The 22,173-nt window shown below is 70.4% G+C and carries 22 protein-coding genes and 1 pseudogene; 13 read left to right on the top strand and 10 right to left on the bottom strand.

Annotated features, from left to right (window positions below; all coding sequences use genetic code 11):
• Window positions 1-58: 58 nt before the first annotated feature.
• A pseudogene (locus OG975_RS03090) lies at window positions 59-250 on the bottom strand (DUF5133 domain-containing protein); the annotation flags it as partial.
• Between the two features lie 305 nt (window positions 251-555).
• Between OG975_RS03090 and OG975_RS03085 the strand changes: the two are divergent.
• The 4 genes from OG975_RS03085 to OG975_RS03070 all read left to right on the top strand — a co-directional run bounded on the left by OG975_RS03085 (window position 556) and on the right by OG975_RS03070 (window position 7,740).
• Window positions 556-1,071, top strand: a complete 516-nt coding sequence (locus OG975_RS03085) for a pep a2 (RefSeq protein WP_406327201.1) — start codon at window positions 556-558, stop codon at window positions 1,069-1,071.
• A gap of 82 nt (window positions 1,072-1,153) precedes the next feature.
• Window positions 1,154-3,301 (top strand): glycogen debranching protein GlgX, encoded by a 2,148-nt coding sequence (gene glgX / locus OG975_RS03080; RefSeq protein ID WP_406327199.1) that lies wholly within the window; start codon window positions 1,154-1,156, stop codon window positions 3,299-3,301.
• Between the two features lie 87 nt (window positions 3,302-3,388).
• Window positions 3,389-5,989, top strand: coding sequence for an AAA family ATPase (locus tag OG975_RS03075; RefSeq protein WP_406327198.1), 2,601 nt, complete (start codon window positions 3,389-3,391; stop codon window positions 5,987-5,989).
• A gap of 353 nt (window positions 5,990-6,342) precedes the next feature.
• Entirely contained in the window at window positions 6,343-7,740 is a 1,398-nt protein-coding gene (locus OG975_RS03070) for an FAD-binding oxidoreductase (RefSeq protein WP_406327196.1), read from the top strand.
• Here OG975_RS03070 and OG975_RS03065 read toward each other — a convergent pair whose 3' ends face one another.
• From OG975_RS03065 to OG975_RS03050, 4 genes are all read right to left on the bottom strand, one after another.
• A complete protein-coding gene (locus OG975_RS03065) occupies window positions 7,741-8,550 on the bottom strand; it encodes an SAM-dependent methyltransferase (protein ID WP_406327194.1) in 810 nt (269 codons plus the stop codon).
• A 35-nt stretch (window positions 8,551-8,585) separates the two neighbouring features.
• Window positions 8,586-9,083, bottom strand: a complete 498-nt coding sequence (locus OG975_RS03060; RefSeq protein WP_406327193.1) for a hypothetical protein — start codon at window positions 9,081-9,083, stop codon at window positions 8,586-8,588.
• 133 nt (window positions 9,084-9,216) lie between these two features.
• Complete coding sequence (locus tag OG975_RS03055; RefSeq protein ID WP_327426220.1) at window positions 9,217-9,453, bottom strand: DUF397 domain-containing protein; 237 nt, start codon at window positions 9,451-9,453, stop codon at window positions 9,217-9,219.
• A gap of 3 nt (window positions 9,454-9,456) precedes the next feature.
• On the bottom strand, window positions 9,457-10,323 hold the full coding sequence (locus OG975_RS03050; RefSeq protein ID WP_406327192.1) for a helix-turn-helix domain-containing protein: 867 nt from the start codon (window positions 10,321-10,323) through the stop codon (window positions 9,457-9,459).
• A gap of 252 nt (window positions 10,324-10,575) precedes the next feature.
• Between OG975_RS03050 and OG975_RS03045 the strand changes: the two genes are divergently transcribed.
• The gene (locus OG975_RS03045) at window positions 10,576-11,988 is read left to right on the top strand and encodes a hypothetical protein (RefSeq protein ID WP_406327191.1); all 1,413 of its coding nucleotides are present in this window, start codon (window positions 10,576-10,578) and stop codon (window positions 11,986-11,988) included.
• 113 nt (window positions 11,989-12,101) lie between these two features.
• Here the strand turns inward: OG975_RS03045 and OG975_RS03040 are convergent, their stop codons facing one another.
• The gene (locus OG975_RS03040) at window positions 12,102-12,914 is read right to left on the bottom strand and encodes an SDR family NAD(P)-dependent oxidoreductase (protein WP_406336128.1); all 813 of its coding nucleotides are present in this window, start codon (window positions 12,912-12,914) and stop codon (window positions 12,102-12,104) included.
• A gap of 365 nt (window positions 12,915-13,279) precedes the next feature.
• On the opposite strand from OG975_RS03040, the gene OG975_RS03035 reads away from it, so the two are divergent.
• The 3 genes from OG975_RS03035 to OG975_RS03025 all read left to right on the top strand — a co-directional run bounded on the left by OG975_RS03035 (window position 13,280) and on the right by OG975_RS03025 (window position 14,978).
• Window positions 13,280-13,708 (top strand): ATP-binding protein, encoded by a 429-nt coding sequence (locus OG975_RS03035; RefSeq protein ID WP_406327190.1) that lies wholly within the window; start codon window positions 13,280-13,282, stop codon window positions 13,706-13,708.
• A 44-nt stretch (window positions 13,709-13,752) separates the two neighbouring features.
• Window positions 13,753-14,256, top strand: coding sequence for a DUF6624 domain-containing protein (locus OG975_RS03030; RefSeq protein WP_406336127.1), 504 nt, complete (start codon window positions 13,753-13,755; stop codon window positions 14,254-14,256).
• A gap of 203 nt (window positions 14,257-14,459) precedes the next feature.
• Window positions 14,460-14,978 carry a hypothetical protein gene (locus tag OG975_RS03025; RefSeq protein ID WP_406327188.1) on the top strand — a complete coding sequence of 173 codons (519 nt, stop codon included), beginning with the start codon at window positions 14,460-14,462 and terminating at the stop codon, window positions 14,976-14,978.
• A 55-nt stretch (window positions 14,979-15,033) separates the two neighbouring features.
• Here OG975_RS03025 and OG975_RS03020 read toward each other — a convergent pair whose 3' ends face one another.
• A complete protein-coding gene (locus OG975_RS03020; RefSeq protein WP_406327186.1) occupies window positions 15,034-15,534 on the bottom strand; it encodes a hypothetical protein in 501 nt (166 codons plus the stop codon).
• A 158-nt stretch (window positions 15,535-15,692) separates the two neighbouring features.
• Window positions 15,693-16,517 (bottom strand): SAM-dependent methyltransferase, encoded by an 825-nt coding sequence (locus tag OG975_RS03015; protein WP_406327184.1) that lies wholly within the window; start codon window positions 16,515-16,517, stop codon window positions 15,693-15,695.
• Between the two features lie 204 nt (window positions 16,518-16,721).
• Here OG975_RS03015 and OG975_RS03010 point away from each other — a divergent pair, with 204 nt between their 5' ends.
• Both OG975_RS03010 and OG975_RS03005 read left to right on the top strand, forming a co-directional pair.
• Window positions 16,722-17,327 (top strand): YbhB/YbcL family Raf kinase inhibitor-like protein, encoded by a 606-nt coding sequence (locus OG975_RS03010; RefSeq protein WP_406327183.1) that lies wholly within the window; start codon window positions 16,722-16,724, stop codon window positions 17,325-17,327.
• 305 nt (window positions 17,328-17,632) lie between these two features.
• Window positions 17,633-18,283 carry a DUF4360 domain-containing protein gene (locus OG975_RS03005; RefSeq protein ID WP_406327182.1) on the top strand — a complete coding sequence of 217 codons (651 nt, stop codon included), beginning with the start codon at window positions 17,633-17,635 and terminating at the stop codon, window positions 18,281-18,283.
• Window positions 18,284-18,355: 72 nt separating this feature from the next.
• On the opposite strand, the gene OG975_RS03000 is transcribed toward OG975_RS03005, so the two are convergent.
• Window positions 18,356-18,562 (bottom strand): hypothetical protein, encoded by a 207-nt coding sequence (locus OG975_RS03000; RefSeq protein ID WP_406327180.1) that lies wholly within the window; start codon window positions 18,560-18,562, stop codon window positions 18,356-18,358.
• 200 nt (window positions 18,563-18,762) lie between these two features.
• On the opposite strand from OG975_RS03000, the gene OG975_RS02995 reads away from it, so the two are divergent.
• Window positions 18,763-19,014, top strand: coding sequence for a chaplin (locus OG975_RS02995; RefSeq protein WP_406327178.1), 252 nt, complete (start codon window positions 18,763-18,765; stop codon window positions 19,012-19,014).
• A gap of 145 nt (window positions 19,015-19,159) precedes the next feature.
• Here the strand turns inward: OG975_RS02995 and OG975_RS02990 are convergent, their stop codons facing one another.
• The gene (locus OG975_RS02990; RefSeq protein WP_406327177.1) at window positions 19,160-20,683 is read right to left on the bottom strand and encodes a M81 family metallopeptidase; all 1,524 of its coding nucleotides are present in this window, start codon (window positions 20,681-20,683) and stop codon (window positions 19,160-19,162) included.
• Window positions 20,684-20,928: 245 nt separating this feature from the next.
• On the opposite strand from OG975_RS02990, the gene OG975_RS02985 reads away from it, so the two are divergent.
• Window positions 20,929-21,810, top strand: a complete 882-nt coding sequence (locus OG975_RS02985) for a hypothetical protein (protein ID WP_406327176.1) — start codon at window positions 20,929-20,931, stop codon at window positions 21,808-21,810.
• A gap of 109 nt (window positions 21,811-21,919) precedes the next feature.
• The gene (locus tag OG975_RS02980; RefSeq protein WP_327426208.1) at window positions 21,920-22,171 is read left to right on the top strand and encodes a hypothetical protein; all 252 of its coding nucleotides are present in this window, start codon (window positions 21,920-21,922) and stop codon (window positions 22,169-22,171) included.
• The last annotated feature ends 2 nt before the right edge of the window (window positions 22,172-22,173 follow it).

Raw genomic sequence — 22,173 nt, 5'->3', positions numbered from 1 at the left:
CAACCCGCGGTTGGGATCCGCGTCACGCCGAACCGGTTCAGATCCGTGCCGGAACATCCCGCAGATAGTGCTCGGCGGCGTCCGCGGCCTCCCGCGCGCAGCGCTTCCCCATCAGGACGCACAGGGTGTACCCGGTGTTCTCGAAATTGCCCCGCACCTCGTGGTCGGCGGGGGTTGCGAGCAACAGGCGTTCCCAGGCCCGGTATCGCTCCAGATGCCTGGCGACCTCGGCTTTGGCAGGCAGCAGCATCACGCTGGTCACCTTCCCACTCTTTGGACCGCGCACGGCTCGCCTGGATGGCGGGTGAGGGCCGTGCACGCAGAGGCACCGATCCGTTACGGAGATCAGAGCTCTCACTCATGGTGCCCGTACCGCCACCGAGCGTCTTGTTAGGTCTTCAACCATATTGGGGGGCGCTCTCGTGTTGCACGAATGGAGTAGCGCTCTCACTCTGGGACTGACTCAGAAGCGATCATTGCTCACGCTTCGTGTTCGGGGCTCGGCCCGCAGGGGCGAGGAGAAGCAAGAGCTTCGCCGGTGAGGAGCCAACGACGATGAAAGCTGCAGTGCCCTGCTATTACTACCTCGACGTGGAGGTCAGCCCGGAAAGGGTCGGGCAGGTCAGGCGCATTCTGGCCGCGCACCTCCGGTACTGGAATCTGGAAAATCTCGTCGAGTCCGTCTGTCACTGCGCCGAAGCGCTGCTCCACACGATCGAGGAGCACGCGGCGGACAAGAACACGACCATCGAGATGTGGTGGAACGGCCAGCACCTCATCGCGGCCGTCTCGGACAACAGCCAGGACATCCGCCCGCACAACGCGCCGCAGGGCTGCCTCGCGCAGATCGCCGCGCTCAGTGACGGCTGGGGCTGCTGCGCCACCGGCGCCGGCGGCAAGATCATCTGGTTCTCGTGGCGGGCCCGGGCCGCGGAACGCGCCCCGCTGGTCCCGGCCGCACCCGCGCCCAGCCTGCGGGAGGCGCGTCAGGCGCCTCGCGAGGTACCGCTGCCGGAGCCGGCCTTCGCCGGCCCCCTCGACGAGAAGGAGGCTGCCGTCGCCGTCGGGTGATCCCATGACGGCAGCCACGCGGTCACCGCCATCGGCGGACGCTGTGACGGCACCGCGGCCGTGATCGCCGTACGGTGATCACGTGCGCACCTGGAACGGGCGCCCCTATCCACTGGGCGCGACATACGACGGCGAAGGAACCAACTTCGCTCTGTTCACCGAAGTCGCCGAACGCGTCGATCTCGTCCTGATCGGCGCGTCCGGCACGTCCGGCGACTCTCGTACGGTCACGCTGACCGAGGTCGACGGCTTCGTGTGGCACTGCTACCTCCCCGGCGTCGGCCCGGGGCAGCGCTACGGCTACCGGGTGCACGGCCCCTGGGACCCGGCCGCCGGCCACCGGTGCAATCCGGCGAAACTGCTGCTCGACCCGTACGCCAGGGCAGTCGACGGACAGGCCGACAACGACGCCTCGCTCTTCGAGCACGCACCCGACGGGCCCTCCCCGGCCGACAGCGCCGGTCACACCCTGCTCGGCGTGGTGACCGACCCGGCCTTCGAGTGGGGCGACGACCGTCCGCCGAGGCACCCGTACGCGCAGACGGTGATCTACGAGGCCCATGTGCGAGGTCTGACCCGCACGCACCCCGAGGTCCCGGCCGAACTGCGCGGCACCTACCTGGGACTGGCCCACCCGGCGGTCGTCGAGCACCTGACCTCGCTGGGAGTGACGGCCGTCGAGCTGATGCCGGTGCATCAGTTCGCCCAGGACGGTTTCCTCCGCGACCGCGGCCTGTCCAACCACTGGGGCTACAACACGATCGGTTTCTTCGCGCCGCACCACGCCTACGCCGCCCACGGCACCCGCGGACAGCAGGTCACCGAGTTCAAGTCGATGGTCAAGGCGCTGCACGCGGCCGGCCTCGAAGTGATCCTCGACGTCGTCTACAACCACACGGCCGAGGGCAACGAGCACGGCCCCACGCTCTCCTTCCGGGGCATCGACAACGCCTCGTACTACCGTCTGGTGGAAGGCGACCGCGCGCACTACTACGACACCACCGGCACCGGGAACAGTCTGCTGATGCGGCACCCCAACGTGCTCCAGCTGATCATGGACTCGCTGCGGTACTGGGTCACCGAGATGCACGTCGACGGGTTCCGCTTCGACCTCGCGGCCACCCTGGCACGGCAGTTCCACGAGGTGGACCGGCTGTCGGCGTTCTTCGACCTGGTCCAGCAGGATCCGGTCGTCGGCCGGGTGAAGCTGATCGCCGAGCCCTGGGACGTCGGTGAGGGCGGCTATCAGGTGGGCAACTTCCCGCCGCTGTGGTCCGAGTGGAACGGCAAGTACCGAGATTCCGTACGGGACTTCTGGCGTGCCGGTGATCACACGCTCGGTGAGTTCGCGTCCCGGCTGACCGGCTCGTCCGACCTTTATCAGCACGACCGGCGGCGGCCGCGCGCCGGCATCAACTTCGTCACCGCGCACGACGGATTCACCCTGCGCGACCTGGTCTCGTACAACGACAAGCACAACGAGGCCAACGGCGAGGACAACCGGGACGGCGAGAGCGTCAACCGCTCCTGGAACTGCGGCGTCGAAGGCCCCACGGACGACGAGGGGGTGCTGGAACTGCGCGCCCGCCAGCAGCGCAACTTCCTCGCCACCCTGCTGCTGTCCCAGGGCGTCCCGATGATCGCCCACGGCGACGAACTCGGCCGCACCCAGCGGGGCAACAACAACGCCTACTGCCAGGACAACGAGATCTCCTGGATCGACTGGAACCTGAGCGACGACCAGCGCGAGCTCATGGAGTTCACCCGGCGTGCCATCGCCCTGCGCGCCGCCCACCCGGTACTGCGGCGCCGCCGCTTCTTCCTCGGCGACACCGCGACGCACGAGCATCAGCCGCTGCCGGACCTGATGTGGCTGCGCCCCGACGCCCGCGAGATGACGGACGAGGACTGGCGGCGCCCCGACGCACACGCCGTCGCCGTCTTCCTCAACGGCGACGCCATCGCCGAGCCCGATCCGTACGGCGATCCCGTGGCGGACGACTCCTTCCTGTTGCTCCTGAACAGCTACTGGGAGCCCGTGGTCTTCCGCCTGCCGGACGCCGGTTACGGCGAGCGATGGGCGGTGCGGATCGACACCGCCGATCCGCAGGGTCTGCCGGACGAGTCGGAACGCAAGGCCGGCACCGACGTCCGTGTCGAACCCCGCAGTCTCGTGCTGCTGTCCCGCCCGCACCGGACCGAGACGCGGCGCGGGCGGTCCGCGACCTGATCCGGGCAAGCTCCTGGCCCGTACACGCGGCGCCCGCGAGTTCGCCGAGACCCCGCCGGAAAAGCGTGGCTGTGCCAGAATTGCCCCGTGGATTGGGGGATCCTCGAACGCGACCACGAGCTCGCCCGACTGGCTGCCGCCGCGCGGGAAGCGGCCGACGGCGCCGGATCGGTGGCGCTTGTCTTCGGCGAGGCCGGTATCGGCAAGTCCAGCCTGGTGAAGGCCCTGCCGGAGGTCATGCCACCCGAGGCGCGGGTGCTGCTGGGGGAGTGCGATGATCTCGCGACGCGACGGCCGCTGGGCCCCTTCCGTGACCTCGTCGGAAGCGTCGGCCCGGAACTGGCACAGGCGCTCACCGAGGGCGGCGACCGTCATCGGGTGTACGACGCCCTGCGGATCGAGCTGAGAGGGGCACCGCACCCCGCGATACTCGTCGTCGAGGACGTGCACTGGGCCGACGAGGCCTCGCTCGACGCCCTGCGCTTCCTGGTCCGCCGGGTGGAGCGGCTTCCGGCCGTGCTGGTCCTGACCTACCGGGACGACGAACTGGGCCGTGAGCACCCGCTGCGTCATCTGCTCGGTCAGGTGTCCCGGGCGGAGCGGGTGCACCGCCTGCCGCTGCCCCGGCTCTCGCCGGAGGCCGTACGCAGGCTGAGCGCGGCCAGCCGACTGGATCCGGCCGAGGTGTACGAGGTGACGTCGGGCAATCCGTTCTTCGTCGCCGAGGTGGTGGCGGCCGGCGGCACCGGCGGTGTGCCGCCGACGGTGGTGGACGCCGTACTGGCCCGGCTGCGAGGGCTGGACGACGGGACCCGGGACGCGCTGGAGCAGCTCGCCGTGGTGCCGTCCGCGGTGGAACGCCCGCTGGTCAATGCACTGTTGACGCAAGGGGTGGCCGAGCTGGCGGCGGCCGAGCGGCGCGGGCTGCTGGTCGTCACGCCGGAGCGGGCGGGCTTCCGGCACGAGTTGATCCGCCGCGCCATCGCCGACTCACTGCCCGCCGCACGGCGGATCGAACTGAACCGGGACGTGCTCGCCGCACTCGTCGCCCTGCCGGGTTCCGACGCGTCACGGATCGTGCATCACGCGGCGGAGGCCGGCGACCAGGAGGCGATCGCGCGCTACGGACCCGACGCCGCCCGGGACGCCTCCCGTGCGGGCGCACACCGCGAAGCCGCCGCCCACCTGCGGCTCGTCCTGCGGCAGCGCGAGCGCCATACCCCACTTGAGCTGGCCGGCCTCCTTGAGCGATACGCCGTGGAGAGCTACACGATCGCGGACTCCGGGGCCGCCGTCCGCGCCGAGCGGGAGGCGGTCGCGCTGCGCAGGTCCCTGGGAGACGCGCGGGCGCTCGGTGCGGATCTGCGGTGGCTGTCGAGGATCCACTGGTGGGCCGGTGACGCCGAGGAGGCGCGGGAGGCCGCGCGGGAAGCCATCGCCGTACTGGAAGAGGCGGGTGACGACCGGCTGCTCGCCCTGGCGCTGAGCAACACCTCCCAGCTGCACATGCTGTCCGACCGGCATGCGCAGGCGATCGCCGTCGGTGAGCGCGCCATCGCTCTGGCCCGCAGGGCGGGTGACCTGGAGATCCTCGCGCACGCCCTCAACAACGTCGGCTCCGCCCGCTGGCGGACCGGCGACCCACGGGGACGGGCGCAGGTGGAGGAGAGCCTGAAAGTGGCCCTGGGCGCGGGCGAGGTCGAGCACGCGTGCCGCGCCTACGCCAACATCATCTGGACCCTGCTCGAAAACCTCGACTTCGCCGAGGCCGACCGCTTCCTCGCCCCGGCGATGGAACTGGCGGACCGGGCTGAGCACTTGGGCTTCCTCAGCTATCTCAACGTCGAGATGGCGCTGCGGCAACTCGCCGCCGGGGCCTGGGACGACGCCGAGAAATACGCCGAGGCCGGTGCACACGACTTCGTGCCCGCCCGCTGCCCCGCGCTGACCGTGCTGGCACGCGTACGAGTGCGCCGCGGCAGGAGCGGCGGTGACGAACTGCTCACCCAGGCCTGGGAGATCGCGGTGCGCAGCAGTGAGCTCCAGCGCACCGGACCGGTCGCGGCGGCCCTGGCCGAGGCGGCCTGGCTGCGAGGCGATCACCTCGCCGTGGCCGAGGCCGCCGGCCCGGTGTTCGCGGAGGCCCGTCGGCTGTCCGCCGTGCCGCACCGGGCGGAGCTCGGCTACTGGCTCACCAAGGCCGGGCATCCGGTCGAGGCGGACGGTTCGGAGCACCCGTACGCTCTCCAGACCGCGGGCCGCTGGCGCGAGGCCGCCCGGATCTGGGCGGCGGCCGGGTGCCCGTACGAGCAGGCCGCCGCCCTTGCCGAGAGCCCTGACCCCGAGGACAAGCTGACCGCGCTCGCCGCTCTGGACGCGCTGGGTGCGGAGCCGCTCGCCCGCCTGGTCCGCGGGGAGCTGCGCGCGCTCGGAATGCGCCGGATCCCGCGGGGCCCGCTCGCGGTGACACGGGAGAATCCCGCCGGTCTCACCGAGCGCCAGTTGCAGGTCGTGCGGCTGCTCGCGGAGGGGCTGACCAACCCCGAGATCGCGGACAAGCTGGTGGTGTCGGTGCGCACGGTCGACAACCACGTCTCCGCCGTCCTGGACAAACTCGGCGTCCGAAGCCGGCGCCAGGCCGCCGCGCGAGCCGTGGAACTGGGCATGCTTCCCGCCGCCGGAAGCTGACGACCTCGCGCAGGGACCGATTTCCGCCGCGATGGATCGTGGAGACGGCGGTCTTGGTGTGATCCTTCGTGCAGGTCCAGAGCGCGCGTTTCACTGGCCCCAAGACCGCCGTCGGAGGTGAGTCTGCTGCACCACGATGTCCAGCAGGAGCCGTTCGCTCTCGCGTCACACTTCCGGGAGGACTTCTTGGCCCATCTCTAGGTAGCCGCCGGGTGCGAGGTGGGTGGCGGGCACGGATATCCGCATACCGGGAACCGGGCTAGAACGGGCGTATCGGACTCATTGGAGGGAGACTGGAGCAGGGGGCCCGGACACGGGACCCCGGAACCGGTCCCCAGGCACGGGGGATGCGTATGTCCATCACACCAGCACAGGCGGCACGCCAGGAACTGGCGGGATTCAAAGGGCATTTGATCGGACCGGACGACTCCGGGTACGACGAGGCCCGTACCGTGTACAACGCGATGATCGACCGACGGCCGGCCCTGGTGGCTCGCTGCACCGGCGCCGAGGACGTCTCCCATGTCGTGGGCTTCGCCCGCGACCACGGCCTCCCGCTCGCGGTGCGCGGCGGCGGCCATCACGGAGCGGGCCTGGGAACCTGCGACGACGGCGTGGTCCTCGATCTCTCCCCGCTCAAGGACGTCGAGGTCGACCCGAAGGCCCGCACGGTCCGCGTCGGCGGAGGCTGCGTGTGGGGCGAGGTCGACCGCGCCACCAACGCACACGGTCTGGCAACACCGAGCGGCATCATCTCCACGACGGGCGTCGGCGGCATCACGCTGGGCGGCGGCCTCGGGCACCTCACCCGCAGCTGCGGGCTGACCATCGACAATCTCCTGGAGGCCGACCTCGTACTGGCGAACGGCGAGTCCGTGCGGGCGAGCGCCGACGAGAACACCGACCTGTACTGGGCGATCCGCGGGGGCGGGGGAAACTTCGGCGTCGTCACCTCGTTCGTGTTCCGGCTGCACGAGGTGAGCAACGTCGTCGCGGGGCCCACCTTCTGGCCCGTCGAACTCGGTGCCGAAGTCCTCGCCGCCTACCGCGACTTCATCCCGCACGCGCCACGCGAGCTGAACGCCTTCTTCCTGTTCGGATCCGTCCCGCCGGGCCCGCCGTTCCCGGAGGAGATCCATCTGCGCAAGGTCTGCGGCGTCGTGTGGTGCCGTGTCGGGGACGACACGGAGGCGGCGGCCAGGGAGATGGCACCCCTGCTCGACGCTCTGCCCGCACCGCTGCTGCACGGCCCCGCGCCGATGCCGCACCCCACCATCCAGTCGGCGTTCGACGGGGTCTACCCGCCCGGCGACCAGTGGTACTGGCGCGCCGACTTCGTCAACGAGATCCCCGGCGACGCGGTCGACCTGCACGCCAAGTTCGGTGCCCAACTGCCGACATGGAAGTCGACGATGCATCTGTACCCCATCGACGGCGCCGTGCACGACCACGGCCCGACGGACACCGCGTGGAGCTACCGTGACGCGCGCTGGGCCTCCGTGTTCGCGGGCGTGGACCCCGACCCGGCCAACGCCGAACTCATCAAGCGGTGGAGCGTCGACTACTCCGAGGCCCTGCACCCGTTCTCCGCGGGCGGCGCCTACGTCAACATGATGATGGACGAGGGTCAGGAGCGCGTGCGGGCCAGCTACCGCGACAACTACGCCCGCCTGGCCCGCGTCAAGGCCGACCGCGACCCGGACAACCTGTTCCGCCTCAACCAGAACATCGAACCGGCGGCACAGGCCTGATCACGGCTTGAGGGCCACACCCCCGTGGACGTCCGTGGGCTCGGGCGAGGTACCGGGCTCCGGGCGCCACAGGGGGCAGGACACGATGCCGGGTTCGACCAGTTCGAGCCCCTCGTAGTAGGCGCTGACCTGCTCGGGGCTGCGCAGGACGTACGGGATCGCTCCCGTGTCGTCGTAGCCCTGCTGGGCCTCCTTGAGCGCGGCGTCGGTGTCGGTGCTGTCGTAGTGCACGAAGTAGCTGCCGGAAGGCAGGGCGGCCTGGAGGCGGCGGACGATCGACTTGGCCTCCTCGTAGTCCTGGATGTGGCCGAGGATGCCCATGAGCATCAGGGCGACGGGCTGGTCGAAGTCCAGGATGCGGCTCGCCGCTTCGATGATCTTCTCGGGCTCGTGCAGATCCGCGTCGATGTAGTCGGTCACGCCCTCGGGGGTGCTGGTCAGCAGCGCCTGGGCGTGCCGGAGCACCAAGGGGTCGTTGTCGACGTAGACGATCCGGGACTCGGGTGCCACGCGCTGGGCGACCTGGTGGGTGTTGTCGTACGTGGGCAGGCCGGTGCCGATGTCGAGAAACTGGCGGATGCCGAGTTCGCCGGCCACGAAGGTGACGGTGCGGATCAGATAGCCGCGGGAGGCGCGGGCCATCGTCTCGATGTTCGGGGCGACTTCGCGGTAGGCGTCGCCCGCCACCCGGTCGACCTCGTAGTTGTCCTTCCCGCCCATCCAGTAGTTCCAGATGCGAGCCGAGTGCGGCACCGTGGTGTCGATCTTGGACAGCGCTTCTTGGTCGGGGGTGGGGTGGCCGTCTGCCATGGGAAGTCTCCTGCCGTACGTCACTCGGTCGGTCTCTAACTTATCGTCAATGCCTTTGTGCAGCCCCCGAGTTGGGACTGTGGGGTAGCGGGGGCGCGGATCGGACGGCCCAGTTGTGCCGCGTCGAGGGTGACCACGGGGACATGCTGGGACAGGGTGCGCAGCGCCCGTTCGTACGCGTCGACCGCCTCGGTGTCGTCCGTCTCGCCCGTCACATGGATGAGGGCGCCGTCGCGTTCGGCCACCGCTTCCGCGAAGTCGAGTGCCTGGATCCACGTCACCCGGGAGCGCCCGCGCCGCAGCGGGCCGTAGACCAGCTCGTGGACGAGGCTGCCGTCGACGGCCAACCGCCCCGGCGCGGCGAGGAGTTCGCGGTACGGCTGGGTCGGGTTCACATGGTGAAGGTGCCCGTGCGATCGGCGGATCATGAATCCGTGCCGGGCCAGTTCGGCGATCAGGCCGCTTCTGCCGATGCCGTCGGGACCCTCGACGACCAGCGTCCGGCACTGGGCGAGGGCCTGGTGGAGGATCATCCCCGCACCCACTCCCTCCCGGACGACCGACTCCCCCAGTGTGAAGGGGACAACCCGCACGGGGGGAGTAGCCGTGCGGGTTGTCCGGTTGTGCGGGCGTAGTGGTGGCCTCAGGGCCACGCGGTGGTGGTGCTCAGGCGATCAGGAAGTCGGCCTGCCCGGACTTGGCGCCCTGGAGGAACGCGATCATCTCGTCCCGGGAGTAGACCAGCGCGGGCCCCTCCGGGTCCCTGGACTGACGGAAGGCGACGCTGCCGTCGGGCAGCCGCTTGGCCTCGACACAGCTTCCGCCGTTCGTGCCGCTCCAGGGCTTTTCCCAGCCCTCGGTTCCCAGATCGACGGCGGACATGCCGCTGTGGACGGATCCCATGGATCACAACTCCTTACGCAGTTCACCCAGGATGGCCCTGGTCCGAGCGACCGGCTCCGCCTGCACGGACATCCGGTCCAGTACTTCGAGATAGGTGACGACGTCGTCGGGCCGGTCGACGTAGACCGCGCCGACCAGGCTCTCCGTGTAGACGACGTCGGGGAGTTCGGAGAAGCCGAAGCGGAAGTGGTGGAACGGGCCGAAGGCGCCCGGGTGTGCCCCCACTCTGAAACGCATGATCTGGATCCGGACCTTCGGCATGTCCAGGACCTCGTGCAGCCGGTCGATCTGAGCCCGCATCACCTCGGCCCCGCCCACCGGCCGACGCAGCACCGTCTCGTCCAGAACGGCCCAGATGGCGGGCGCGTCCGGCTTGGCGAGCAGGTCCTGGCGCTTGACCCGCAGGGCGACGCGGCGGGCGATGTCCTCCTTCGACTCGTTGGGGAAGCCGACGCGCATGAGTGCGGTGGCGTAGTCGCGTGTCTGCAACAGGCCGGGAACGTAGTGGGGTTCGTAGAGGCGGATGACGCTGGCTTCGCTCTCCAGGCTCACATAGGCGCTGAACCACTCCGGCAGTACGTCGCGGTACTTGTACCACCAGCCGGGCTGGTTGGCCTCCCTGGCCAGGGCGAGGAAGTCGTCGATCTCCGCCGCCGGCACCCCGTAGGTGCGCAGCAACTCCCGTACGTACGGGATACGTAGCCCGACCTCGGCCTTCTCGATCCGGCGGACCGTCAACGGAGTGACCTCGATGGCCCGTGCCGCGTCCTCGAACGACACCCCCGCCTGTTCTCGCAGCTGCCGAAGCCGCTTCCCGAGAACCATCCGCAGGACGGTGGGGGCGCTGCCGCCAGAGCGGTTCTCGCTCACGTCCTACCTCCCGGAACGGCCGTCACAGCGTGCAGTGTGCCACGCGGTCGATGACAGAGACAGGGCGATGCGAATCGTTCTGAAATTATCAGAACGCCGGTTGCACACTGAGTGTGTCGGCGACCATAGTGATCGAGTGACGTATCGCACACTTCGTGGCGATGGCGTCCAACTGTGCTCGTCCGTACGGAAATTGATGTTCCGGCAGGTACGTACGAGCGCAGCCGTACGCGACCGTGAGGCGAGACCGGGATGGCCACCGTGACCGACGGACAAGCGAGGAACGCCGGCAAGGTCCCCACCGGGGCCAACAAAGTGCTGGCGGCCGCCCTCAAGGAAGCCGGCTGTTCCTACGCCTCACTCGCCCTGCGGGTCAACGAGCTGGGCCGGCGTCAGGGCACGGACTCCCACTACGACAAGGCGTCGGTCACCCGCTGGCTCCAGGGCCAGCAACCGCGGGGAACCACACCGGAGTTGATCGCCGCCGTACTGTCCGAGCGGCTCGGCCGCGCCGTGTCACCCGCGGACCTCGGTTTCCTCTCCGATCAGCAGCGCCCCGTCGTGAGCAGGGCGCTCGGCTATGGCGAAGACGTGGCAGAAACCCTTCACACCCTGGCGGAGCTGGGGTCCACCGACATTTCCCGGCGCAGCCTCCTCGGCTCGGTCCCCTTCGTGGCCGCCGCCCTGACGCACCCTCAACGCGAGTGGCTGCTCTGGCTGTTGGAGCACCAGGAGGCCGTCGAACCGGCCCTGACGGCGAGCGGCGGACCCGTCGAGCAGGTGCACGCGATGATCGCCATGTTCGACCAGATGGACAACCACTACGGCGGCGGCGGAGTGCGCACCAGCATCGTGCACTACCTGTCCACCGAGGTCGTCCCCCTGCTCCAGCGGCGCGGTACGCCGCCGCGGCTGCGCCGCCAGTTGTACGCCGCCGCCGCGCGCCTGGCCGCGATGGCCGGCTGGAGCTCGTACGACGCGGGGGAGTACGGCCTGGCCCAGCGCTATATGACCCAGGCGCTGAGACTCTGCGCCGAGGGCCGCGACCGGGTGCTGGGCGGCCAGATCCTGGCCGGACTCTCCCATCTGGCCACCAACCTCGGCCGCCCCGACGAGGGGGTGGCCCTGGCCCGCGCCGGGATCGTCACCGCGAAGGGCGCGGGCAGCCCGCTCGGCCTGATGCGCCTGTACGCCATGTCGGCGCGCGGGCACGCGGCGCAGGGCCGCTCGGACGAGGCCTCCGAAGCCCTGCGTCTCGCCGAGCGGGAGCTGGACGCGAGCAAGGGAGCCGCGCAGGAGTCGGTGTGGGTGCGCTATCTCGACCACCACTATCTGCAGGCCGAGTCCGCCCTGTGCTTCCGTGACCTGGGGCAGGCCGCCCAGGCCGAACGCACGGCGAGCGAGTCGCTCAGCGCCAACGCGGACCGGCGCAGGCGCCAGGCCATCAGCCGCTCCGTCCTGGCGACCGCCCATCTCCAGCAGGACCGCCTCGACGAGGCCGTCGGCACCGCGACCGAGGCGCTCGACACCCTCAGCACCGTGCACAGCGAACGGTCGATCCAGGCCCTGCGCGACTTCCGTAGGCGCCTCGAGCCCCGCCGCCACGAGCCCGTGGTGCAGGAGTTCGAGCGCAGGTCCCGGGGGGTGCTGGGGGCGGTGGCATGACGGGGAAGGGCTCGGCCGGGACGCCGGGTGTCTCAGGGGCTGTCCGACAGGTCATGCCCGAGACGGGCGTGTGCGGCACCGCTGCTCTCTTCCGGTCCGATCCGCCGGAGGCCTCAGTACCCGTCAGGGGAGGGGGCGTTCTGGGCGCGATCGACCGGCAGGTGGGCGCCCGAGATCCCGCTCGACCAGTCCGAGAGCAGGAACGCCACCACCCGGGCGACCTCCTGGGGCGCGACCGGCTCTCCGCCCGGCAGCTCCGCCGCCACGAACCGGGCGAACGCCTCGGGTTCCTCCCTGCGCATCCGCTCCCAGCGCCTGCCGGGGATGAGCATCGACCCGGGGGAGACGGCGTTCACCCTGATCCCGTCCGGACCGAGCTCGCGGGCGAGCGACGCGGCCAGCTGGATCTGCGCGGACTTCGCGACCCCGTACTGGACAGGCGGGCCGGGCTTCCAGCCGGAGATCGACGAGATCACCACGACCGAGCCGCCGCCCGCCGCCCGCAGATGCGGGACCGCGGCCCGCACCAGCCGCACGGTGTGGCCGACGTTCAATTCCCAGGTCGCCGCCCAGTCCTCGGCGTCCGCCTGCTCGAACCCGCCCCCGCGGGAACCGCCCGCGCAGGCCACCACCCCGTCCAGGCCGCCGAAACGTTTCACCGCGGCGGCGACGAACCTTTCCAGCTCCTCGGGCGCGGTGACATCGAGCGGCTGGGTGAACACCCCGGAGTCCATCGACGCGGCCAGCGTCTCCAGATCCCGCGCGGTGCGCGCGCAGGTCGCCACCCGAGCGCCCTCCGCGGCCAGCAGCCGCACGATCTGCTCGCCGAGCCCCCGCGTACCACCGGTGACCAGTACGCGCTTGCCGAGCACCCCCGGCCATCCGGTGCCGCCGGTCCGGTGCGCCGCCGGTCGGCCCCCGTTCACGTTGCTCACGCGATCGAACATACATCCCATGCCACTACGTGCCTGCAACCGGACAACCCCGATACCCCCTGGTCCCGCCGCCGGTCCGGCGTGTTGGCTGCACGGGCAGCCACCGAGACCGACCCCCCACCCGTGCTGCATGCGAAGGAGGACCGATGACGGCATCCAGGGCGCATCGCCGCGGGCCGTCGCCCTCACTGGCACACGACGTGCACGCGTCGGCGCACGATGCCCGGCCGGCGGCGCACGACGTCCGCGCGGCGGACGACCACGCGCCTGCGGGCCGGGCGCGGTCCGCTGACCCCGCCACGATCCCCGTGTCCCCCGTGTCTCCCTTGACTCCCGGAACGCCTATGACTCCCGCGATGCCCGTGCTGCCCGCGAGGGAAGCCCACCTCCTGCGGACCACGGTCCCCGCCCATCCCTCGCGTGCGGCGGGGGTCCGGGCCATGCTCGCCGAGCACCTCACCGATCTGGGGCTTTCGCCCGATCACCTCGACAACGCTGTCCTCGCCGCCGACGAGCTGTTCGTCAACGCGGTCAGGCACGGCAGCCCCGACCCCGGCGGCACGATCACCGTCACCGTCGAGTACACCGAGCGCGAGCTGCGTGTGACGGTCGCCGACCGCTCGCCCGCCCTGCCTCGGCTGCGCACGGCGGACTGCGCCGAGGAGTCGGGACGCGGACTGGCCATCGTCGCCGCGCTGAGCGACGACTGGGGGATCGCACCGGCCGACCCGGGCGGCACAGGGAAGAAGGTGTGGTTCGCATTGATGCTTCGGGGGATGCCGTGAAGGGTTTCCCAGGGCATCTGGCGGTCGACGGTGACGCGCGGCGGATGATCCCGGAACTCGCGGCGGCTCTCGCCGGGGAGCTCGTGCGCCGGGCGGACGACGAGCAGCGACTGATGCGGGAGGCGCGAGTGGACCCCATTGCCCAGTGCCGACGCTTGCTCACCGAGTGCCGCGAAGCCAATGCCGAAGCGCTCGGGACGATCGTCCGCCGGCACGGCTGGCCGACCGCCGACGTGGTCGGCGCGCCCGCCTCGACGGCAGCCCTGATGATCCTGCTGCACGCACCGGACCTCGACCTCCAGCTCAGGTGCCGCGACCTGATCGCCGAGGCCGCGGCGGACGGGCGCTGCCCCGCCGTGCACCACGCCTATATCGCCGACCACTGCGCCGTCGAAGAGGGCCGGCCGCAGTTCTACGGCACCCGAGTCAATCCCCTGACCCTCCGCCCGTACCCGATCCGCCGCCCCCAGACCCTCGACGAACGCCGCCGGGACGTCGGCCTCGGCCCGCTCGACGAGCAGATGCGGACACTGCGCGACGGCGGATGAGACGCCGGGGAACGTCATGTGCGGAACGTGATGTGCAGCACGCGCGGAAATGCCGTCGAAGCCGCCCGGGAAAGGTTCTGGCTGGGCACGGCTTGATCGCCGATCAAGCAAAGGGAAATCCCTGGCCACGGCATGTTCCGCTCATTTGACACTTCGTTGAGGGCACAGATAGGAAACAGCTCTCTGAAGTGGAGAGGTGGACTGTGCGCGAGCCGAACGTGGTCGGGGACTGGCAGGAGTACGACGAGCATGCCGGCCTGCGTGTCCGCGTCCACGGTGTGGAGAAGGCGGAGCCCCCGAGAGGGCGGGACGACGCCGCCGACGGACTCACCTACTTCAGGTTTCGGGTGACCGTGGAAAACCGGACCACTGAGCATTTCGGCATCCATCTCGAAGACGGTCAGATCGATATCCGTATCGGTGCCGACGGCGAGAGCGCGTTCCTCGACTGGCGGAACTCACAGTTCATCGAGGGCTACGACGTCTACCCCCTGCGCCGGGCCACAGCGGTCCTCTACGCCGCCGGCCCCGACGCCGTCCTGCACCGCGCGGACATCCAGATCCAGCTGAAGGTCGACGACGAGTGGACCGAGCGCTACCTCTGGGCGGGCGGCATCGACCTCTACGAGACCTCCGTCGACGCGAGCACACGCTCCGGGACGACCAGGGACAGCCTCGCCTGCCAGGTGACCAACTTCCTTCGGGGAGAAGCGGACTCGTGAACCCCGACCGGCGCGGTGAAGGCCTCGCGGCCAGGGCTGATCCGAAAGACAGGCTCTAGCGTTCCCCGGCGGGGTTCTGCTCCACCCACTGGATGAGGAGCTGGCGCACGTACGGGTTGCCCTCCTGGGCGGCGTGCGCCAGGCGCTCCGCGCTCGCGCGGGCGGCTCGCCAGCCTGCCGGGGTGTCCCCGGAGTACGCGTGGTCGGCGGCGTCCAGTGCGTCGGCCGCCAGGTGGCGGAGATCCTCCGCCAGGTCGTCGTCCGCGGCGGCCCGGTACGCCTCCAGGCGCAGGGCGGCCGTGTCCCGGGGGGAGCTGGAAGGCATCGCCAGGGGCTGGGCGTAGCCGCTGACGGCGATGACCACGCAGAAGGTCGCGACGTCCCGGCGGCTTTCCCGCTGCCCCTTCGCGATGGCGGGCGCGAGCCAGGAAGTGGCCTTCCAGTGCGAGACCGACGTGGCCGCGACGAGGGCGATGGCCAGCAGCACGACGGGAATCCAGCCGGCCAGGAACCAGCCGATCGGCCCGAGCACCAGGAAGCAGGCCGCGCTGCTCATCCATATGCGACGGCGACCGAGTCTCAGGTGTCGTGGATCCATACGGCTCAGTCTCGCAGGGGCGGGCGGGGCACGATGAGGCGGCGGGCTGTTCGCGCGGTCACCATCCTTCTCCCCCGCCACCATGCCCCCCGCCCCGCCACCGTATGGCCGGATCACTACGCCTTGCGGCCCACTCCTCCGTAGGCGTCGACGGCGACGTCCGTGCTCGATGAACCCCCGGGTTCCGGACGCCACCGCGTGACCTGGGCGATGCCGGGCTCGGCCAGTTCGAGCCCGTCGAAGAAGCCGCCGATCTCCTCGACACTGCGCACGTAGTACGGCACGGCCCCGCTGGAGTTGTACGCCTCCGACGCGGCGATCATGCCCTCGCTGGTGGCGGTGCTGTCACTGATCACCAGGTAACTGCCCGGCGCGAGCCCGTCCATGAGCCGGGACACCAGCGCCCGCGCCTGCTCGTAGTCGGCGACGTGGCCGAGCGTGTTGAGGATCATCAGGGCGACCGGCCGGGAGAGGTCCAGGGTGCCCGCGGCGGCCTTCAGGATGGCGTCGGGGTCGTACAGGTCGGCGTCGAGATACGCGGTCTCGCCCTCGGGCGTACTGGTCAGCAGCGCACGGGCGTGAGCGAGCACCATGGGGTCGTTGTCGACGTAGACGATCCGCGCGTCCGGTGCCAGCCGCTGGGCGACCTCATGGGTGTTGTCGGCGGTCGGAAGTCCGGTCCCGACGTCCAGGAACTGACGGATGCCCTGGTCGACCGCCAGATACCGGACCGCGCGGCCCAGGAAGTGACGGCTGGTGCGGGCCACGTCCACCAGGCCGGGGAAGATCTGCTTGATGTGGTCGCCGATCTCGCGGTCGACCTCGTAGTTGTCCTTGCCGCCGACGAAGTAGTTCCAAAAGCGTGCGGAGTGGGGCTTGCTCGTGTCGATCCGGGCGCGTATCTCCGCGGCGGCAACGAGCTGGGGGTCAGGGTCTGACACGGAAGCGCCTCCTGCGCAGCGATGTTCGACGGTCGAACGTCAACCTAGACGAACCGGTGCGGCCCCGCCCTGCTCCGCGACCCCAACTCCCAGCTGAAGCACGACTTTTGGCCACGCGTCAGGTGCCGGACGCGCTGTCCAGGGCCGCTGACTCCGTGCGTCGTCGAGCTGCCCCTCCGTCCGCCCGGCGCTAACGTGGCGGACATGCGCCGAAGAAGCCGCCGGAGGGCCGTACCCCTCGTCGCGGCAGCCGTGCTGGGGCTCATCGCCGGCTGCGGAGGCGACGGAGGAGCTTCCGGCACGCCCACCGCCTCCGACTCCGGCACCTCCACCGCGTCGGCGGCATCGGCGCCCCACGCGGCGAAGAAGATCACGGTGTCCAGTCCGGCCTTCGACGCCGGCGGGACCATCCCGCGCCGCTACACCTGCGACGGTGAGAACGTGTCGCCGCCGCTGGACTTCTCCGGCGTGCCGGGCGACGCCGCCGAGCTGGTGGTCCTGTTCGAGGACCCGGACGCCCCGCGCGGCACCTTCGTGCACTGGGTCGTATGGGGCATCGATCCCCATGCGACGGTGCTCGGTGCGGGTGAGGTGCCCAGCGGGGCCGTGCAGGGCCGTAACAGCTTCGGGAAACGCGGCTACGGCGGGCCCTGCCCGCCCAAGGGCGCGCCTCACCGCTACGTCTTCTCGGTGTTCGCCGCCGACGGGAAACCGCCCCTCTCCGAGGACGCCTCGGCCGACGAGGTGAAGCACGCGCTCGCCGGACATACCACCGGATCCGGCACGCTGGTCGGCCGCTACGGGCGGTGAGCGGCGCGGATCACCGGCTTCGCGTGACGCGCGTCGAACGGCGTCGTCGAATGGCCGGAGATGACCCTGGCCGCCCCGGACGCGCGTACGTACGATTCGGTCACCCCCGGTCTTCACGGCTCCTTCACATCCGGGGGCGAGATGCGCATGTGTGCTTGTCATGCGCATGCGCAAATGAGCCACGCTTGATCCAACGCACTGGTCTGCGACGGTTCCCCGCCCGCGCGGGGAACCGCACCCCCCATTTCACGGCGGCACACGCCCTGTGCTGCCGCCGGAACACCAACGCAACGGATTGGAGCACCATGGCTGGTGGGCTGCTTCTGGGTGGCGCGATCGCCGCCCTGTTCGCCTCAGCGCTCCCGACTCAGGACCCGTCCTCCGGGTTCGTCGACCCGCCCCCGGACAAGATCGTCATCAAGGTCGCCACGGTGAACGGATCAGGCTGTCCCCAGGGAACCGCCGCCGTCGCGGTCTCCCCGGACAACACGGCCTTCACGGTGACCTACAGCGAGTACCTCGCCCAGGTCGGAGGCAATTCCGACCCCACCGCATTCCGCAAGAACTGCCAGCTCAACCTGATCGTCCATGTGCCGCAGGGCTTCACGTACGCCATCGCCAGCGCGGACTACCGCGGCTTCGCCGCACTCCAGCGGGGCGCGAGCAGCACCGAGAAGGCCTCGTACTACTTCCAGGGCTCCCCGAACACGGCCGCCATCACGCACCCCTTCAGCGGCCCGTACAACGACAACTGGCAGTCCACGGACACCACCGACTGGGCCCAACTGGTGTGGGCGCCCTGCGGGGTTCAGCGGAACTTCAACATCAACACGGAGCTCCGCGTCAACGCGGGCACCTCCGCTCCCAGCAGCACCAGCTTCATGACCATGGACTCGACGGACGGTGACATCAGCACCATCTACCACCTGGCCTGGAAGGAGTGCCCCAGCTCCTGATCCACCCTTCCTGACCAGCGGTTCTCGATCCGCAGGTCCTTGACCGGCTCCTCCGCATCGGAGCCGGTCAAGCTAGGGAAGCAGTTTGTCGAGGGCCGCCGGTCCCTCTTCCTTCAGCTTGCGCTCGGCCCAGGCGAGGTTCGCCGGTGTGATGTCGCGCCCTGCGGCGAGCACCAGGTCCTCGACGGTGAACTCGCCGTTGGCACCGGTGTGCAGCAGCGCGTCGGGGGTCACCGTGTCGTCGGACGGTGCGGGCGAATCGGGTTGGCTGGTTGACATGATCTCTCCCTGTTCCACCTGACCTGTTCTCACGCTACGGGCATTCCGCACACCCCGCGCGACGCGTCGCGCGCCCCGACGCAGCTCAGGGGGTGACCCTCGGGACGAGGGGCCCCGTTCGGGCGTACAGCGATGTCGGTCGCCGCTCGCGGAGGTGATGGTGGAGGAAATCGCACCCCTGCGACTGATCGGTGCTTGCAATGCGTGTTCGTCTGATGGCCGCCGCCGGGCTGGCCGGAGTGGCCCTTCTGGCCACCGCCGGGACCGCTTCCGCCGACGACCCCGGCCCGGTCGGTGTCGCCGTGGGCAGTCCCGGAGTCCTGTCCGGCAACGTCGTCCAGATCCCCATCGATCTCGACCTCAACGTCTGCGGCAACACCATCAACGTGGTGGGTCTGCTGAACCCGGCGGTCGGCAATGTCTGCGTGAAACGACTGACGACTGACCACTGACGGCCTGGTCGCGCCGGGCAGCGTTGCTCTGCCCGGCGGACGGCCGGGAAGTCCGGGACATCCACACGTCCCGGACTTCCCGGCCCCGAGACTTTCCGGGCTCCGAGACTTCCAGGGTCTCTGGGACTTCCCGGAGAGCTGTGGCTCACTCGTCTTCCCCGGTGAGCGGTGTGTTCGAGGGCGGGATGATCCGGGCCGTGAGGTCCGGTGCGGCCATGTCCGGGTCGAACGGGAACATGGGGCGGCGGATGCGGCGGTGGCCCAGCCGGACCAGGTCCTGGTCGACGCCGCCCGGAGTGAGCGCGAGCTTCCAGCCGACGGACATGTCGAACAGTTCCGGTTCCAGGTAGCCGATCTTGACGAGGACGATGTCCGCGCCGCGCGGGTCGAGTGCCAGATCGGTGAAGTCGTGCTTGTGGTGGTACGGCTTGCGGAGCCTGGTGATGATCACGTGCACGGTGCCCACCCGCAGTACGACCTCGGTCTCCGCGTCCCGGTCGCCGTGCCGGACCGCGTGCACGACCCCGGTCATGGTGAGCGGCCCGGCATGCCGGTCGTCCACCGCGGCACCGGCCGCGACCGTGACGGTCGCCCCCACGCCCGCCTTTTCCGCGGCCTTCACCGCGTCCGGGCCCGGCACCGAGGCGTAGATGACCGTCGGGCCGGACGCCTCCTTGAACTCCGGCCGGGCCAGCACCCGTTCGAGCCCCCAGGTGACATCGCCGGCGCCGCCCGCTGTCGGGTTGTCGCCGGTGTCGCTGATGAAGTACGGCCGGGCGTCCGAGGCCAGAGCCTCGTCGAGGCACTCGTCCAGTGATCCGGTCGGCGCGACGAACGCGAACGCGCGCCGTGCCTCCCAGAACCCGCGGGCCAGCCGTTCGGCACCTGCGGTGACGGCGGCCTCGGACGGTCCGGTGACGACGACGGCGGCGCGGTTGCGCGGCTCGTCGGCCCACGCGTATCCGACCCAGACCGCCGCGTCGGTGACGCCGTCCGTCGCCTCCACGTCGTCGACCGCCGCGTAGACGCTCCTGGCCGGTTCGATCCGCGTCGAGGTCTGCTCGCCGGCCAGCAGTACGGGCACCGGGATCCAGGCCTTTGCCGGCCGGGGCGCACCGGTCGTGAGCAGGTCCACGAGATGGCGCGCGGCCCGCTCCTTGGTCTCCATGTGGTCCTCGTGCGGGGCCATCCGGTAGCAGGTGATCAGGTCACTCATGTGGGCGAGTTCGCGCGAGACGTTGCCGTGCAGATCCATGGAGGTGGACACGATCACGTCCGGGCCGACGGTCGTCCGGATCCGGGCGAGCAGGGCCGCTTCGGCGTCGTCGACGCCCTCCACCGTCATGGCGCCGTGGATGTCGTACCAGAGGCCGTCGAGAGGCGGCATCGCCGCGAGCCGCCCGACGAGTTCGTCGGAGAGCTCGGCGAACGCGGCGGCGGTCACCGTGCCGCCGGGCAGCGCCTTGCCGACGAGCGCGCCGCGCCACTCGGCGGCGTCGAGGAGCGGCGTCCCGGGCGCGAGGAACGGACAGCGCGTCAGGACGCGCGCGCCGCGCAGCGGATGGAACGCGGACGCCTCGGTCCGCGCCGGCGAGAACGTCGACGACTCGATGCCGAGTCCGGCGATGGCGATGAGGGGGCGTGCGACGGCGGTGCGGGATCGCGGCATGGCTCCTCCTTGCGGCATGGCTGCGCGTCTTCTTGGCGCCCGGCTCGGCAACGGTGCCGTCGCGCTAGGCGCGGCGTTCCGTGCGCGTACGGAACGCCGCGCGATGGCGCCGGCGTAGGGAGACCGACCAGGTTGCCCGCTGGACGGCGGGCTGACGACTGGCGTCCATTCATTGGTCTGTGCATGACCACTATGACGGGCCAGACTGTGCGCCGAACAGACACCCCCACCGAGGAGCAGACCTCATGCGCATGCTCGCACGGCAACGTTGTCACGCGGTCCTGGCCGGTCTCGTCACGCTCGCCACGGCCGCCGTCCTCTCCGTCGCCACCACCACGCCCGCCGCGGCCGCCGACACCTGGAACGAGGTGGGCTCGGACCGCGCCGACCCACTGACCGAGAGCCAGGGGCTGACCTCGGTCGAGGTGCCGGCGGGAAGCGCCAACCGCTACACGGGCATCGGCACGATCCCGTCCAGCGTCAGCAGCCGCGGCTGGAACCATGTCGGCGACCCCGACGCCTCCTACAACGGCTACTACGTCGAGCCGTACCAGGCCGACTCCGGCAGCGCGAAGATGTTCCGGGTGCAGGCGCCCGGCGGTGGCTGGTCGGAGTACGTCCACGCGCTGAGTGCGGGCGAGGCGCTGAACAACTCGTTCGTCACCATCTCGCCCAGCGGTACGTGGATGGTGTCGGGCGAGTACGGCACGATGAGCCGGCTGCTGGTGTTCCCGACTCCTGGCGTGAACCCGGGCACCTCGCCCTCGGCGAACCTCCCGCAGGCGTCCACCATCAACCTCGACCACGCCGTACGCGACGTACAGGGCTGCGACTTCGTCACCGCGACGCGGCTGCTGTGCTCGTCCGACGACCCGGCGGGCACGCTCTTCGGCATCACCAAGCCGCTGTTGCAGATCGACCTGTCCGGCGAGCCGAACGGCACGGCGGACGTGTCCGGCCATGTCATGGCGCTGCGCCAGCTCCCGCTGCGCAGCTCCTGCTCGGGCACCTTCGAGGCGGAGGGCATCGACTACGACCGGCGCACCGGCACTCTGCGGGTGATCGTCGTGTCGCCCGGCTTCTGCGTCCTGACCGACAGCAAGACCTACCGGTTCACCAAGAGCTGAGCGCAGGCACCGCGGCGCGTGACACGGAGAGCGACAGGCGCGTAGGCGTCCGACGGGGGTGAGGTCTAAGGTCGGAAGCAGAACCAGAGATACGGGGAGGCGGCCGACAATGGTGCAGGACGATGCCGTGATCGGCTGTACTGGGGAGCTCCTCATCGGCACGCGGGGAAGCGCCGGTCCAGGCGAGATCCTCGTGCGGGTCAGAGGCGGATCCGAGACCTTCCTTGCCTGGTCGCAGGAGCCCCTGCCCATGGGGGCGACCGTGCTCGTGGTCGAGTCCCGCGGATGTCGTGAGGTCGACGTCATCCGCTGGGTCGACCCGTTGGACGCGTTGGACGGCGATCCCGTCGACGCCGGTTAAGG

Origin of the sequence: Streptomyces sp. NBC_00203, assembly GCF_045206325.1 — a bacterium.
Taxonomy (GTDB): domain Bacteria; phylum Actinomycetota; class Actinomycetes; order Streptomycetales; family Streptomycetaceae; genus Streptomyces; species Streptomyces lutosisoli.
This window is presented reverse-complemented; position numbering and strand designations above follow the sequence as displayed.

Coding starts and splice junctions, on each gene's coding strand:
- OG975_RS03085 (WP_406327201.1), top strand. CDS start 556: ATGAAAGCTGCAGTGCCCTGCTATTACTACCTCGACGTGGAGGTCAGC.
- OG975_RS03070 (WP_406327196.1), top strand. CDS start 6,343: ATGTCCATCACACCAGCACAGGCGGCACGCCAGGAACTGGCGGGATTC.
- OG975_RS03065 (WP_406327194.1), bottom strand. CDS start 8,550: ATGGCAGACGGCCACCCCACCCCCGACCAAGAAGCGCTGTCCAAGATC.
- OG975_RS03060 (WP_406327193.1), bottom strand. CDS start 9,083: ATGATCCTCCACCAGGCCCTCGCCCAGTGCCGGACGCTGGTCGTCGAG.
- OG975_RS03055 (WP_327426220.1), bottom strand. CDS start 9,453: ATGGGATCCGTCCACAGCGGCATGTCCGCCGTCGATCTGGGAACCGAG.
- OG975_RS03045 (WP_406327191.1), top strand. CDS start 10,576: ATGGCCACCGTGACCGACGGACAAGCGAGGAACGCCGGCAAGGTCCCC.
- OG975_RS03035 (WP_406327190.1), top strand. CDS start 13,280: ATGCCCGTGCTGCCCGCGAGGGAAGCCCACCTCCTGCGGACCACGGTC.
- OG975_RS03030 (WP_406336127.1), top strand. CDS start 13,753: ATGATCCCGGAACTCGCGGCGGCTCTCGCCGGGGAGCTCGTGCGCCGG.
- OG975_RS03020 (WP_406327186.1), bottom strand. CDS start 15,534: ATGAGCAGCGCGGCCTGCTTCCTGGTGCTCGGGCCGATCGGCTGGTTC.
- OG975_RS03010 (WP_406327183.1), top strand. CDS start 16,722: ATGCGCCGAAGAAGCCGCCGGAGGGCCGTACCCCTCGTCGCGGCAGCC.
- OG975_RS03005 (WP_406327182.1), top strand. CDS start 17,633: ATGGCTGGTGGGCTGCTTCTGGGTGGCGCGATCGCCGCCCTGTTCGCC.
- OG975_RS03000 (WP_406327180.1), bottom strand. CDS start 18,562: ATGTCAACCAGCCAACCCGATTCGCCCGCACCGTCCGACGACACGGTG.
- OG975_RS02995 (WP_406327178.1), top strand. CDS start 18,763: ATGCGTGTTCGTCTGATGGCCGCCGCCGGGCTGGCCGGAGTGGCCCTT.
- OG975_RS02990 (WP_406327177.1), bottom strand. CDS start 20,683: ATGCCGCGATCCCGCACCGCCGTCGCACGCCCCCTCATCGCCATCGCC.
- OG975_RS02985 (WP_406327176.1), top strand. CDS start 20,929: ATGCGCATGCTCGCACGGCAACGTTGTCACGCGGTCCTGGCCGGTCTC.
- OG975_RS02980 (WP_327426208.1), top strand. CDS start 21,920: ATGGTGCAGGACGATGCCGTGATCGGCTGTACTGGGGAGCTCCTCATC.